Raw genomic sequence first — 12915 nt, forward strand, 5'->3', positions numbered from 1 at the left:
TGGCTAGTGCACATCGCGCCAGAACTCCTTCTTCAGCATGTAAGCCAAGGCCGTGAACAGCAGCAGGAACACGATGACCTTGAAGCCCAGCGAATAACGCACCAGCTTGGCGGGCTCGCCGACATAGACAAGGAAGTTGGTGAGATCACCCACCGCCGCCTTGTATTCGGCCGGATCGAGTTGACCTTCCTGGACAAGCTCGAACTCAGGGGCGCCGTGGTCTCCGCCATGGGACTCGCCTTCGCCGCCCTCACCTTCTTCGTGCTTGAGCGCCTGATAACCCTGCAACGGCGCGAGCACGGCCGGCATGGCGGTGTTGCTCATGACAACGTTATTCACACCGCTCGGACGCGAGTCGTCGCGATAAAAGCTCAACAGAAAGCTGTAGATCCAGTCGGCGCCACGCTCACGCGCAGTCAGGGAGAGATCCGGCGGTGCCTTGCCGAACCATTCGGCCGCACTCTCGGCATCCATCGTGCCCTGAATCGTGTCGTGAATCTTCCCGCGGGTCATCATGAGATTCTTCTCCATGACCTCTTCGGGAATATCCAGATCGTCGGCAATACGCTGATAGCGCATGTACTGGAGCGAATGACAGCCCGAGCAGTAGTTCATGAACATCTTGGCGCCACGCTGCAGTGAAGCCTGGTTGCCAAGATTCGTCTCATGGTGAAACGGCACGGATTCGCCACCCGCGGCCAATGCGGCCAGCGGCATCATCAGAAACAGCGCAATGAACAACCGACGCATCATCCCGTCACCCTTTCCGGAACCGGCTTGGTCCTGTCGATCACGCTATAGAAAGGCATCAACAGGAAGAAGGCGAAATAGACCGCAGTACACACCTGCGCAATCGTTGTGAGCAACGGGCTGGGCGCCTGCGTACCGATATAGCCAAGTATGACAAAGGCCACTACGAACGCTGCCAACATGGCCTTGAAGATCCAGCCCTTGTAGCGGATTGACTTGACCTTGCTGCGATCCAGCCAGGGCAGCACGAACATGATGAGCACCGCGCCGAACATGGTGATCACGCCCAGCAGCTTGGCCGGCACGCCGAGCACTTCGAAGTTGATCGCACGCAACATGGCGTAGAACGGGGTGAAGTACCACACCGGCGCAATATGCTCAGGCGTGACCGACGGGTTCGCTTCCGTGAAGTTCGGCGGTTCCAGGAAGAAGCCACCAAACTCGGGCGCGAAAAAGATTACGCCACAGAACAGGATCAGGAACACGCCGACGCCAAACAGATCCTTGACCGTGTAGTACGGATGGAACGGTATGCCGTCTGCCGGATGGCCGTCAGCGTTCTTGTTGGCCTTGATCTCGATACCGTCCGGGTTGTTCGAACCCACGTGGTGCAGCGCCATGATATGGGCAATCACCAGCCCGACCAGCACGAACGGCAGGGCCACGACATGCAGCGCAAAGAAGCGATTGAGTGTCGCGTCGCCAATGACGAAGTCGCCGCGAATCCAGGTCGTCAGCTGCTCACCGATGACCGGGATAGCAGAGAACAGCGAGATGATCACCTGCGCGCCCCAATAGGACATATTGCCCCACGGCAGCACGTAGCCCATGAAGGCCTCGGCCATCAGCGCCAGAAAGATCAGGCAACCGAAAATCCACAGCAGCTCACGCGGCTTGCGGTACGACCCGTACAGCAAGGCGCGGAACATGTGCAGATAGACGACGATAAAGAAGAACGATGCACCCGTGGAATGCATGTAGCGGATCAGCCAGCCCCACTCCACGTCGCGCATGATGTAAGCGACCGACCCGAATGCCTCGGCAGCGGACGGCTTGTAGAACATCGCCAGCCAGATACCGGTCAACAGCTGGTTGGCCAGCACCAGCATCGCCAGCGAGCCGAAGTAATACCAGACGTTGAAATTCTTCGGTGCGTAGTACTGGCCGATGTGTTCGTTCCACAGCTGGGTCGCCGGGAACCGGGCATCGACCCAGTTCATGAACTTGCTTGCCATTTACGCAGCCTCCTCGCCGCCCTGGTTCGGATCCTCACCCACCATTATGAGGCTATCGCCTTCATAGCGATGCGGCGGGACGACCATATTCAGCGGTGCGGGCACCCCTGAATAGACACGGCCTGCGATATCGAACTTGGAACCGTGGCACGGGCAGAAGAAGCCGCTATAGGACAACTGGCCACCGTCGGCTTCCGGACGATACTTGGGCGAACACCCCAGATGCGTACAGATACCCACCATCACCAGCACTGCCGGCTCTATCGACCGATGCTTATTGCGACAGTACTCCGGCTGCTGATCTGTCTTGGATTCGGGATCGGCCAGCTCCGGCGCGACCTCATCCAAGGTTTTCAGCATCTCGGGCGTGCGGCGCACGACCCAGACCGGTTTACCTCGCCAGGTCACGCTCACGAGCGCGCCCTCTTCCAATGCAGCAATGTTGACCTCCACCGGAGCGCCAGCTGCCTTGGCGCGCGCACTCGGCAGCCAGGACTTGACGAACGGTGTGGCCACAAAAGCCGCGCCCACGCCACCGACGGCTGCGGTGGCGGTGGTCAAAAATCGGCGTTTGCCGACGTCGACCCCCTCTTTGCTCATGCGTAAAACCTCTTCGAGCAGGGCAGAAATGCCGGTTCGATTTTTCTGATGGGTGCGTGATCCGCAGCGTGGATGGACGCCGCAAGGAGTCCAAAAAGTATAGCACAGCCGAGGACAATCAAAGCTGACTAGCCGCGGGTTTCGTTGGCGCGCACACGCGCCGAAGCCGCATGGGCATGCAGCCCCTCGCCCAAGGCGAGTTCTTCTGCGACCGGCGCGAGCGCCGCCGCGCCGCGCGCACTGGCATGGATGATGGACAGCCGCTTCTGGAAGTCGTAAACGCCCAGCGCGGAAGAAAAACGGGCCGTGCGCCCGGTGGGCAACACGTGATTGGGCCCCGCGCAGTAATCGCCGAAGGCTTCTGGCGTGCGATGGCCCATGAAGATCGCGCCGGCATGTTCGATCGCATCCAGCAGCGCGTCCGGATTGTCGACGGCAAGCTCGAGATGTTCGGGCGCGATGCGGTTGGACAACGCGACGGCTTCGGCCATGTCGGCGACCGCGATCAGCGCACCGTGATTGGCCAGCGATGCGCGAATAATATCGCGCCGGGGCTGTTCTTCCAGCAACCGTTCGACTGCGGCTTCGACAGCCCCTAGAAAATCGTTGTCCGGGCTGATCAGCAGCGCACGCGAATCCTCGCCGTGCTCGGCCTGGGCAAACAAATCCAGCGCGGCCCATTCCGGATCACCGCTGCCGTCGGCCAGAATCAGCACCTCGGACGGCCCGGCCACGGACTCGATGCCGACACGCCCGAACACCTGCCGTTTGGCTTCGGCCACATAGGCATTGCCCGGCCCTACGATCTTGTCCACACAGGGCACGCTTTGCGTACCGTAGGCCAGCGCAGCGACGGCCTGGGCACCGCCGATCGTAAAGAATCGATCGACACCGGCCAGTGCGGCCGCCGCGAGCACCCAGTCGTTCACCTCGCCACCGGGCGCAGGCGAAACCATGATGATTTCGGATACGCCAGCCACCTGTGCGGGCAGCGCGTTCATTAGAACGCTCGAGGGATAGGCCGCCTTGCCGCCCGGCGCATAAACACCGGCGCGCTCGATCGGGCGTATGACCTGGCCAAGCCGGTTGCCGTATTCGTCTTCGTAAGCGTGCGCCTCAAGCTTCTGGGATTCGGCATAGCTGCGGATACGCGCCGCTGCCGTTTCCAGTGCCGCGCGCGGCTTGGCCGGCATCGCCTCCAACGCTGCAGTCAAACGTGCCGGCGCAATTTCCAGCACGTCCATGTCGGCCGCGGGATGGCGGTCGAGCTCGCGCGTATATTCGACCACGGCCGAATCACCGCGCGCGCGCACATCGGCAATGATCGCTGCGACACGGCTATCGATTTCTGCCTGGGCCGGCGTATCGCTATCGATGAGCGTTTCGAACCGCGATTCGAAATCCGCGGCGTGACTATCCAGCCGGCGCATCACGACAGCCCCCCTGCCGCGGGATCGAACAGCTCGATCAACTCGCCGATTTCGGCATGCTTCATCTTTTGCGCCGCCTTGTTGACCACCAGACGCGCGCTGATGTCCTCGATGACCTCGAACGGCTCGAGGCCGTTGGCGCGCAGCGTATTGCCCGTATCCACGAGATCGACGATTACATCGGCAAGACCGACCAGCGGTGCCAGCTCCATCGAGCCATACAGCTTGATGATCTCGACCTGGCGGCCCAGTCGCGAGAAATAAGCCCGCGTGGTCTCGACATATTTAGTGGCGACCCGCAGCGGCCGGTGCCCCGCGGCGTCCATCGCGCCCGGCAGCCCTGCCGTCATGAGCTTGCAGCAGGCAATGCCCAGATCCAGCGGCTCGTATAAATCGGCGCCGCCATGTTCGATGAGCACGTCCTTGCCCGAGATACCGATATCGGCCGCACCATAGGCCACAAACGTCGGCACATCCGAGGCTCGAATCACCAGCAGACGCAGACCGGGGCGATTGGTTTCGAACACGAGCTTTCGCGACTTGCCCGGATCAACTTCCGGCTCGATCCCCGCGGCCGCAAGCAGCGGCAGCGTGGCTTCGAGAATCCGCCCCTTGGACAGCGCGAGCGTAATCTGACGACTCATGCGCCCACCTCGCGCGCAGTCACCGGCGCGCGATCGGGCAGACGCTGAATATGCCCGCCGAGCTGCGCCATTTTCTCTTCGATGCATTCATAACCGCGATCAATATGATAGATCCGGCGCACATCCGTCGAACCGTCGGCTACAAGTCCGGCAATGACCAGCGACGCGGACGCACGCAGATCGGTCGCCATGACCGGCGCGCCGGTCAGGCGTTCGACGCCGGTCACGATCACGGTATGGCCTTCCTGACGAATCTGCGCGCCCATGCGCTGCAGCTCGGAAACATGCATGAAGCGGTTTTCGAACACGGTTTCCGTGACCGTACCCACGCCGCTGGACAGCGCGTTGAGCACACAAAACTGGGCCTGCATATCGGTCGGAAAACCCGGATAGGGTGCGGTGCGAAGGTTCACGGCCTTGGCCTGCTTGCCGCGCATATCGACTTCGATCCAGTCGTTGCCGGTCGTGACATGCGCACCCGCTTCCGCGAGCTTGTCGGTGATCGCATCGACCAGGCTCGGATCGGTATGCGTGACCTTGACCCGGCCGCGGCTGGCCGCACCGGCCACCAGGAAGGTACCGGTTTCGATACGATCGGGCAGCACGCGATGACGGGCACCGTGCAACGCTTTCTTGCCGCGAATCGTGATGGTAGACGTGCCGGCACCTTCGATCTCGGCGCCCATGGCGATCAGACACTTGGCCAGATCCACGACTTCCGGTTCGCGTGCCGCGTTTTCCAGCACCGTCACCCCGTCGGCGAGCGTCGCCGCCATCATCAGGTTCTCGGTACCGGTCACGGTCACGGTATCCATGGCGATACGTGCCCCCTTGAGGCGCGATGCCTTGGCTTTCACATAGCCGGCTTCGACCCGAATCTCCGCACCCATGGCTTCCAGGCCGCGTAGATGGATATCGACCGGACGCGCGCCGATCGCGCAGCCACCGGGCAGCGACACCTCGGCCTCGCCGTGGCGCGCGAGCAGCGGCCCCAGCACGAGAATCGAGGCACGCATGGTCTTGACCAGATCATAGGGCGCGACACAACGCGTAATCGTCGACGCATCGGCCTCGACGACCATGTAATCACCGATCGTGACCGATACGCCCATATGCGCGAGCAGCACATTGGTCGTGGTCACATCTTCCAGATGCGGCACGTTCTCCACCAGCAGCGGCTCGTCGATAAGCAGCGCCGCGGTCATGATCGGCAAGGTGGCGTTTTTCGCCCCCGAGGCGCGCACGCTGCCGTTCAATGGCGGCCCGCCCTCGATGCGCAGTAGATCCATCGCGCGAAATCCTAAAAAGTCTTAAGGGATCAGGATACCGACGCGAATTCGTCGGGCGTCCAGGTTTTCATGGTCAGGGCGTGAATTTCGTTGCCCATGAGCTCACCGAGCGCCGCATAGACCATCATCTGGCGTTTGACCGGCGGCTTGCCTTCGAAACTTTCGCTCACGATACGGCCGGCGAAATGCACGCCGTCGTCGCTTACGATCTTTACATCGGCGTCGGGCAAGGCGGCTACGATAAGTTCGCGTACGGCTTCCGGGCTATACATGATTCGGCGTCTTTGGAAATCGGGCGCGAAATGCTAGCACGAGCGAACTCGTCGCGGCCCGGTTCGCGGCTCAGCCGCGAATCTTGTAACCCTTGGCCAGCATGACGACACAGATCGTCGACACGAACGTGAAGAACGCGGCGGCGACCACCACACTGCGCAACGGGTCGCTATCGCCCACGCCGAAAAACCCCTGCCGAAAGCCGTCGATCATGTAGAAGAACGGGTTGAAGTGCGACGCCTTCTGCCAGAACTCCGGCAACGAATGGATCGAGTAGAACACGCCCGACAGAAACGACAACGGCATGATGAAGAAATTCTGGAACGCGGCGAGATGGTCGAACTTGTTCGCGAGAATGCCGGCAATCAGACCCATGACGGCCAACGTGCCGCCACCGAAGACCAGCATCGTGGCGACCAGCAACGGGTTCTCGATCGGCACCGTCACGAACAGTTGCGTAACCAGATACAACACACAGGCCACCAGCGTCGCGCGCACCAGCGACGCGCCGATGTAGGCCAAATAGATCTCGAACGCCGAAAGCGGCGTCATCAACAAAAACACCAGATTGCCGTTGATCTTGGACTGGGTCAGGCTCGAGGACGTGTTGGCGAACGAATTCTGAATGATGCTCATCATCATCAGGCCCGGCACCAGAAAGGCCGATGCCGGCACGCCCTGTATATCCTGACCCTGAAGCACTTGACCGAACACCACCATATATAGGAGTGCGGTGACCACCGGCGCGCCAACAGTCTGCAGAATGACGCTATAGAAACGACGAACTTCCTTCGAAAACAGCGTGAAACAACCCTGCCAATTCATGCTGCATCCTCGTCCGTATCGTGCGAGTGATCGGTGAGCTCGACGAAAATATTCTCCAGCGATGGTTCGCGCGTACGCACATCCTGTATGCGATAACCCGCATCGCGGATCGCCTCCATCACATCGGCGATGAAATCCTTGCCCTGTTCGAGCTTGAGTTCGAGCGTGTCGCCGTGACGGTCCTCGATCAGCCGCTCGACGCTTGCCGGCAGCGCGCCGCCGTTGCCCGACAGCTGCAGCGACAGGAACCGGTACGGATGGCGGTCCAGCAGCGCCCGCTTGTCTTCGAGCACCGATAGCTGGCCGCGGTCGAGAATGGCGATGCGATCACACAGCTCCTCGGCTTCTTCCAGATAATGCGTAGTCAGCACGATGGTATGGCCGGCTTCGTTGAGCTCCCGGGTGAACTTCCACAGCGTGCGCCGCAGCTCCACATCCACACCGGCCGTGGGTTCATCAAGAATCACCACGTCGGGCTTGTGGACCAGTGCCTGCGCGATGAGCACGCGCCGTTTCATTCCACCGGAGAGCGCACGCATGGAGACCTCGGCCTTGTCGGTCAGATCCAGGCGTTCGAGCAGCTCGTCGATCCACGGCCAGTAGTCCTTGCCGCAGCCGAAATAACCGGCCTGAATACGCAACATCTCGCGCACCGGAAAGAACGGGTCGTACACCAGCTCCTGTGGCACCACGCCGAGCGCGCGCCGGGATTGGCGAAAATCGCGACGCACGTCGTGGCCGAGTACGGCCACATTGCCGGAGGTGGCATGGGTCAAGCCGGCAATAATGCTGATCAAGGTCGATTTGCCCGCGCCATTGGGCCCGAGCAGGCCAAAGTATTCCCCCGGCCGAATATCGAACGACACACCCTTGAGCGCATGCGTGCTCGGATAGCGCTTTTCGACATTCTGAATAGAGATAGCGGGTTCGGTCATCGCAGCCGCGCAAGTCGAGCAAAAGGGCGCGCATTATACGGCCCGTGTGCAAACCTGCATACGACAACGACCCGCCGCAAACCGGGCCGCGGCGGCAAAGCCTGAACGAACAATACCTTGGCCATTCATAGCTACGCTAGAATGGCGATATGAACGCACATGACATCATGGGATCGGCTCGACGCGTGATCGATATCGAGGCCGCGGCCGTCGCCGCGCTGTCGTCACGTATCGATGCGCAATTCGCCGCCGCCGCCGAAGCACTTCTAGAATGCCGCGGACGGGTCGTTGTCACCGGTATGGGCAAATCGGGCCATATCGGCGGCAAGATTGCCGCGACGCTGGCCTCGACCGGCACGCCGGCGTTTTTCGTACATCCCGGCGAAGCCAGCCACGGCGATCTGGGCATGATCACCTCGCAGGACGTGGTGATCGCCCTGTCCTATTCCGGCGAGACGGGCGAGATTCTGACCATTCTGCCGCTGATCAAGCGGCTCGACGTGCCGCTGATCGCCATGACCGGCAACGCCCAGTCCACATTGGCGCGCCGGGCCGATGTCCATCTCGACGTGGCCGTGGAAATCGAGGCCTGCCCGCTGGAACTCGCGCCCACCGCATCGACCACCGCGACGCTGGTCATGGGCGACGCACTGGCAATCGCCCTGCTCGAAGCACGGCATTTCACCGCCGAGGATTTCGCCCGCTCGCACCCGGGCGGCGCGCTCGGGCGACGCTTGCTGCTGACCGTGGCCGATATCATGCATACCGGCGACCGGCTGCCGCTCGTGCCCGAAAGCGCGCTGCTGCGCGAAGCGCTGCTGGAAATGAGCGCCAAGGGGCTGGGCATGACCGGCGTGGTCGATACCGAAGGCCGGCTGGCCGGCGTGTTTACCGATGGCGATCTGCGTCGCACACTGGATCAGGACATCGACATCAAACATGCCGGCATTGCCGAACACATGACCCGTTCGCCCAAGACCGTGACCGCCGACATGCTCGCCGCCGAGGCGGTACGCATGCTGCAGACGCACCGGATCGGCGGCGGTGCATTACTGGTGGTAGATGCCGATAATCGCCCCCAAGGGGCGCTCAACATGCAGGACTTCCTGCGAGCCGGAGTGATATGAAACCCGAGGCCAGCGAAATACAACAGCGTGCTGCCGACATTCGTGTCGCGGTATTCGATGTCGACGGTGTGATGACCGACGGCAAGCTCTATCTCTACGACCACGGCGAAGAGATCAAGAGCATGCACGTACGTGACGGACTGGGCATACAGCGGCTACAGGCGGCCGGCGTTGCCGTGGCCGCAATCAGCGGCCGGCCCCCGCCGGCGGGGGGGGCCCCCCCGCCTGCATGCCCTGGGCGTGGATTACATCTATCTCGACAGCCACGACAAGCAGCTGGATTTCGAAGCCCTGCTGGCCGAACTCGAACTCACGCCCGACCAGGCCGCGGTCATGGGCGACGATCTGCCCGACCTGGGGCTGATGCGCCAGGCCCGCCTGGCCATGGCCGTGGCCAATGCGGTCGATGAAGTCATCGAAACCGCCCACTGGGTGAGTCGTTTCGAGGGCGGCCAGGGCGCGGTTCGCGAAGCCTGCGAACTGATCATCGCCGCCCATAACGCCCACTAGCCACACGCGCCCATGCTACGCATCGTCGCCATCCTGCTCGCCGTTTCAGCCGTTTTGCTGGGGCTGCGCGTGGTCGGGCTCGACCGCGCCCGTACCGACACCGATAAGCCGCGCTTGTCCACGCCCGACAACAGCGACTACTACATGAGCGATGCCGTGGTACGCCAGATGGACGACCAGGGAAAGCTCGCCTATCGCATGACCGTGGCCGAGAGTCTGCACTTCCCGGACGACTCGGCTCGGCTCACGGATATTGACGTACACTACCTTGCAGGCACGAAAACGTATTGGGACGTCACCGCGAAACAGGGGCGGATACCGCCCGGCGAACGCGATATCTACCTCTATGACGGGGTCACCGGCCGCCATCCCAGGGTCGACGGCGACGTGGTCAAGATCGTCACCGACAACGCCTGGGTGCGCCCCGATCGTGATCGTATCGATACCCAGGCGCATGTGACCGCCACCCAGCCCGGCCAGCGGGTCGAAGGCGATGGCATGGTGGTCAACCTGAAAACGGACAAGTTGAGACTGCTCGAAAATGTACAAGTCACCTACACGCCATAGCCGTATCGCTCGCGCCCTGGCCGTGCTCGCACTTGTGCTGGCGCCGGCCGCGGCGTTCGCGCAGCAGCCGCTGCCGATTCATATCGAATCCAACAACGCGGATCTGTCCCAGCAGCGCGGCACCAGCACCTACACCGGCAATGTCGTGCTCACCCGGGGCGGGCTCACGCTCACCGGCAACAAGCTCGTGATCACACGCATTAACGATCGCGGCAATATCAAGGCCGTTCTCGACGGCAGCCCGGCCAAGTTCGACAAGCAGCCGGACCGCGAAGGCGACGACGTGGTCACCGGCCACGCCAGCCAGATCGAGTACGCCAACAACGATTCCACCATCGTATTGCGCGGCAATGCGGTCGTGCGGCGCGGCGGCGACGAGATCAACGGCCAGGTGATTCGCCACAATCTGGATACCGAGCGCACCCAGGCCGAACGCGGCAGTTCCAACAACGAACGCGTACGCATCACCATTCAGCCCGAGTCCGGGAAAGACCAGCCGTGAGCCGAACCGCAGCCCAAAGCCCCGCCCCGGCGGCGAACGGCCAGCGGCTGCCGAAAACCTGAGCAAGCGCTACAAGGGGCGCGCCGTGGTCGAAAACGTCAGCCTGTCGCTGGCGCCCGGCGAGGTCGTCGGTCTGCTCGGGCCCAACGGCGCGGGCAAAACGACCTCTTTCTATATGATCGTGGGGCTGATCACGCCCGATTCCGGCCAGATCATGCTGGGCGAACGCAATCTCATCGGTCTGCCCATGCATGCGCGGGCCAAGCTGGGTATCGGCTATCTGCCGCAGGAGGCCTCGGTCTTTCGCAAGCTCTCGGTCGCCGACAATATCCGCGCGATTCTGCAACTGCGCCGGGGCCTGAAAAAAGCCGATATCGATCGCGAACTCGCGGCCCTGCTCGATGAACTCTCGATCGGCCATATCGCCGACTCCAAGGGCATCAATCTGTCCGGCGGCGAGCGCCGGCGGGTGGAAATCGCCCGGGCACTGGCTGCGCAGCCGCAGTACATGCTTCTCGACGAGCCATTCGCCGGTATCGACCCGATTTCCATCGGCGATATCCGCAGCATCATCACGCATCTGAAAAACCGCGGCATCGGCGTGTTGATCACCGATCACAACGTGCGTGAAACGCTTTCGATCTGCGAGCGCGCCTATATCCTGAGTGACGGCGCGGTGATCGCCGACGGCCCCGGCGAGGCGATTCTGGCCGATCGCAAGGTGCGCGAGGTCTATCTGGGTGAGGATTTCCGACTATGAAACAGTCGCTGAACCTCAATCTGTCGCAAAGCCTGACGATGACGCCTGCGCTGCAGCAGGCGATCCGCATGCTGCAGCTGTCCACGCTCGATCTCAAGACCGAGATCCAGGAAGCGCTGGAAACCAATGTCATGCTCGAGGCCGACGACGGCCACGACGAAATCGACGCCCGCGAGGCCACACGCGCGGAAGCCGCTGAAACCCAGCGCAGCGCCAGCGACACCAGCGCCGATATCCCCGAAAACCTGCCTGTCGACGCCGACTGGAACGATATCTATTCCGGTAGCGCAGCACCCGCGCCGGCGCCCACCAGCGACGACGAAGACTACTGGGACTATCGCCAGGCCAACCTCACCAGCACGCCCGATCTGCACGCCCATCTGACCTGGCAGGCGGACATGCATCGCTTTAGCGACGTACAGCGTGCAATCGCCGATCATCTGATCGATGCCATCAACGACCGCGGTCTACTCGAGGACTGGAACGAACTCTCGAGCCGGCTGATACAGGATTTCGAAACCGACGAAGCGGCGATCGAAACCGTTCTCACCGAAATTCATCGGTTCGACCCGCCCGGCGTGGCTGCCCGCACCCTGGCCGAATGCCTGAGCATCCAGCTGCATCAGATGCCAGCCGACACGCCGGCACGCGATATCGCCCTTCGGATCATCGACAACGAACCGCTGGAGTGCTTGGCCTCGCGCGACCTTGCGCCACTGGCACGCCGGCTTGGAATCGAGCCGGAAGCGCTGGAGCAGGCGATCGGGCTTATCCAGACACTGCAGCCACACCCGGGCGAAGCCTTTACCGACCACGAATCGAATTACGTGGTTCCGGAAGTGTTTGTCACCCGCCAGTCGTCGCGCTGGCATGTATCGCTGAACTCGGAGATCGCGCCGCGTCTTCGTATCAACAGCCAGTATCTGGCCCTGATCAAACGTGCCGATAAAAGCGCGGACCAGACGACGCTCAAATCGCATTTGCAGGAAGCGCGATTCTTTCTCAACAGCCTGAAAAGCCGCAATGACACGCTGCTACAGGTCGCACAAACAATTGTTGAAGCGCAGCGGGCTTTTCTGGAATATGGTGAAGAAGCCATGAAACCACTCGTGCTGCGCGACGTAGCCGAACAGCTCGAGATTCACGAATCCACCGTTTCGCGCGCCACGGCCAACAAATACATGCAGACCCCGCGCGGCATTTTCGAACTCAAGTATTTCTTTTCCAGTCACGTATCGACCACCGACGGTGGCAGCGCTTCGGCGACAGCGATCCAAGCCATGATCAAGCGCATGGTCGCCGACGAGCGCCCCGGCAAACCGCTTTCCGACAGCAAGCTCGCCGAGTTGTTGCTGGAAAACGGGATCAAGGTGGCTCGCCGTACCGTGGCCAAGTATCGCGAGGCCCTGTCGATCGCGCCCTCACACGAGCGCCGCCGGCAGGCCAGCTAAGTCTCTTTATATCTGCT

15 protein-coding genes are annotated in these 12915 nt (G+C 61.9%); 6 read left to right on the plus strand and 9 right to left on the minus strand.

Going from position 1 to position 12915, the window contains the following annotated elements; all coding sequences use genetic code 11:
* Window positions 1–3: 3 nt before the first annotated feature.
* From SSPSH_RS01585 to SSPSH_RS01625, 9 genes are all read right to left on the minus strand, one after another.
* On the minus strand, window positions 4–753 hold the full coding sequence (locus SSPSH_RS01585; protein WP_006913105.1) for a cytochrome c1: 750 nt from the start codon (window positions 751–753) through the stop codon (window positions 4–6).
* Window positions 750–1985 (minus strand): cytochrome b, encoded by a 1236-nt coding sequence (locus SSPSH_RS01590; RefSeq protein ID WP_006913104.1) that lies wholly within the window; start codon window positions 1983–1985, stop codon window positions 750–752. Before SSPSH_RS01590 ends, SSPSH_RS01585 begins: the two co-directional genes overlap by 4 nt.
* Window positions 1986–2585, minus strand: a complete 600-nt coding sequence (petA, locus tag SSPSH_RS01595; RefSeq protein WP_006913103.1) for a ubiquinol-cytochrome c reductase iron-sulfur subunit — start codon at window positions 2583–2585, stop codon at window positions 1986–1988.
* A gap of 128 nt (window positions 2586–2713) precedes the next feature.
* Complete coding sequence (hisD, locus tag SSPSH_RS01600; protein WP_006913102.1) at window positions 2714–4015, minus strand: histidinol dehydrogenase; 1302 nt, start codon at window positions 4013–4015, stop codon at window positions 2714–2716.
* Window positions 4015–4659 carry an ATP phosphoribosyltransferase gene (gene hisG / locus SSPSH_RS01605; protein ID WP_006913101.1) on the minus strand — a complete coding sequence of 215 codons (645 nt, stop codon included), beginning with the start codon at window positions 4657–4659 and terminating at the stop codon, window positions 4015–4017. Before hisG ends, hisD begins: the two co-directional genes overlap by 1 nt.
* Window positions 4656–5948 carry a UDP-N-acetylglucosamine 1-carboxyvinyltransferase gene (gene murA, locus SSPSH_RS01610; protein WP_006913100.1) on the minus strand — a complete coding sequence of 431 codons (1293 nt, stop codon included), beginning with the start codon at window positions 5946–5948 and terminating at the stop codon, window positions 4656–4658. The genes hisG and murA overlap by 4 nt, the downstream gene beginning before the upstream one ends.
* 29 nt (window positions 5949–5977) lie before the next feature.
* A complete protein-coding gene (locus SSPSH_RS19630; protein ID WP_006913099.1) occupies window positions 5978–6220 on the minus strand; it encodes a BolA family protein in 243 nt (80 codons plus the stop codon).
* A gap of 70 nt (window positions 6221–6290) precedes the next feature.
* Window positions 6291–7046, minus strand: a complete 756-nt coding sequence (locus SSPSH_RS01620) for an ABC transporter permease (RefSeq protein ID WP_006913098.1) — start codon at window positions 7044–7046, stop codon at window positions 6291–6293.
* Window positions 7043–7981 carry an ABC transporter ATP-binding protein gene (locus SSPSH_RS01625; RefSeq protein WP_006913097.1) on the minus strand — a complete coding sequence of 313 codons (939 nt, stop codon included), beginning with the start codon at window positions 7979–7981 and terminating at the stop codon, window positions 7043–7045. Before SSPSH_RS01625 ends, SSPSH_RS01620 begins: the two co-directional genes overlap by 4 nt.
* Before the next feature lie 149 nt (window positions 7982–8130).
* Here SSPSH_RS01625 and SSPSH_RS01630 point away from each other — a divergent pair, with 149 nt between their 5' ends.
* From SSPSH_RS01630 to SSPSH_RS01655, 6 genes are all read left to right on the plus strand, one after another.
* Window positions 8131–9108 (plus strand): KpsF/GutQ family sugar-phosphate isomerase, encoded by a 978-nt coding sequence (locus SSPSH_RS01630; RefSeq protein WP_006913096.1) that lies wholly within the window; start codon window positions 8131–8133, stop codon window positions 9106–9108.
* A 240-nt stretch (window positions 9109–9348) separates the two neighbouring features.
* Entirely contained in the window at window positions 9349–9618 is a 270-nt protein-coding gene (locus SSPSH_RS18920) for an HAD hydrolase family protein (protein WP_006913095.1), read from the plus strand.
* A 12-nt stretch (window positions 9619–9630) separates the two neighbouring features.
* Window positions 9631–10185: an LPS export ABC transporter periplasmic protein LptC gene (lptC, locus tag SSPSH_RS01640; protein ID WP_006913094.1), complete on the plus strand. Its 555-nt coding sequence runs from the start codon at window positions 9631–9633 to the stop codon at window positions 10183–10185.
* Window positions 10160–10687: a lipopolysaccharide transport periplasmic protein LptA gene (gene lptA / locus SSPSH_RS01645; RefSeq protein WP_021031283.1), complete on the plus strand. Its 528-nt coding sequence runs from the start codon at window positions 10160–10162 to the stop codon at window positions 10685–10687. Before lptC ends, lptA begins: the two co-directional genes overlap by 26 nt.
* A gap of 85 nt (window positions 10688–10772) precedes the next feature.
* Window positions 10773–11447, plus strand: a complete 675-nt coding sequence (gene lptB / locus SSPSH_RS01650) for an LPS export ABC transporter ATP-binding protein (RefSeq protein ID WP_021031284.1) — start codon at window positions 10773–10775, stop codon at window positions 11445–11447.
* The gene (locus SSPSH_RS01655; protein ID WP_006913091.1) at window positions 11444–12898 is read left to right on the plus strand and encodes an RNA polymerase factor sigma-54; all 1455 of its coding nucleotides are present in this window, start codon (window positions 11444–11446) and stop codon (window positions 12896–12898) included. The genes lptB and SSPSH_RS01655 overlap by 4 nt, the downstream gene beginning before the upstream one ends.
* Window positions 12899–12915: the final 17 nt, after the last annotated feature.

Source organism: Salinisphaera shabanensis E1L3A, from assembly GCF_000215955.2.
Classification (GTDB): Bacteria; Pseudomonadota; Gammaproteobacteria; order Nevskiales; family Salinisphaeraceae; genus Salinisphaera; species Salinisphaera shabanensis.

Excerpts from the sequence above, each read along its gene's own strand:
- petA (WP_006913103.1), bottom strand. The coding sequence starts at position 2,585 with ATGAGCAAAGAGGGGGTCGACGTCGGCAAACGCCGATTTTTGACCACC.
- hisG (WP_006913101.1), bottom strand. The coding sequence starts at position 4,659 with ATGAGTCGTCAGATTACGCTCGCGCTGTCCAAGGGGCGGATTCTCGAA.
- SSPSH_RS01585 (WP_006913105.1), bottom strand. The coding sequence starts at position 753 with ATGATGCGTCGGTTGTTCATTGCGCTGTTTCTGATGATGCCGCTGGCC.
- murA (WP_006913100.1), bottom strand. The coding sequence starts at position 5,948 with ATGGATCTACTGCGCATCGAGGGCGGGCCGCCATTGAACGGCAGCGTG.
- lptC (WP_006913094.1), top strand. The coding sequence starts at position 9,631 with ATGCTACGCATCGTCGCCATCCTGCTCGCCGTTTCAGCCGTTTTGCTG.
- lptA (WP_021031283.1), top strand. The coding sequence starts at position 10,160 with ATGTACAAGTCACCTACACGCCATAGCCGTATCGCTCGCGCCCTGGCC.
- hisD (WP_006913102.1), bottom strand. The coding sequence starts at position 4,015 with ATGCGCCGGCTGGATAGTCACGCCGCGGATTTCGAATCGCGGTTCGAA.
- SSPSH_RS01655 (WP_006913091.1), top strand. The coding sequence starts at position 11,444 with ATGAAACAGTCGCTGAACCTCAATCTGTCGCAAAGCCTGACGATGACG.
- SSPSH_RS19630 (WP_006913099.1), bottom strand. The coding sequence starts at position 6,220 with ATGTATAGCCCGGAAGCCGTACGCGAACTTATCGTAGCCGCCTTGCCC.
- SSPSH_RS01620 (WP_006913098.1), bottom strand. The coding sequence starts at position 7,046 with ATGAATTGGCAGGGTTGTTTCACGCTGTTTTCGAAGGAAGTTCGTCGT.
- SSPSH_RS01625 (WP_006913097.1), bottom strand. The coding sequence starts at position 7,981 with ATGACCGAACCCGCTATCTCTATTCAGAATGTCGAAAAGCGCTATCCG.
- SSPSH_RS01590 (WP_006913104.1), bottom strand. The coding sequence starts at position 1,985 with ATGGCAAGCAAGTTCATGAACTGGGTCGATGCCCGGTTCCCGGCGACC.
- SSPSH_RS01630 (WP_006913096.1), top strand. The coding sequence starts at position 8,131 with ATGAACGCACATGACATCATGGGATCGGCTCGACGCGTGATCGATATC.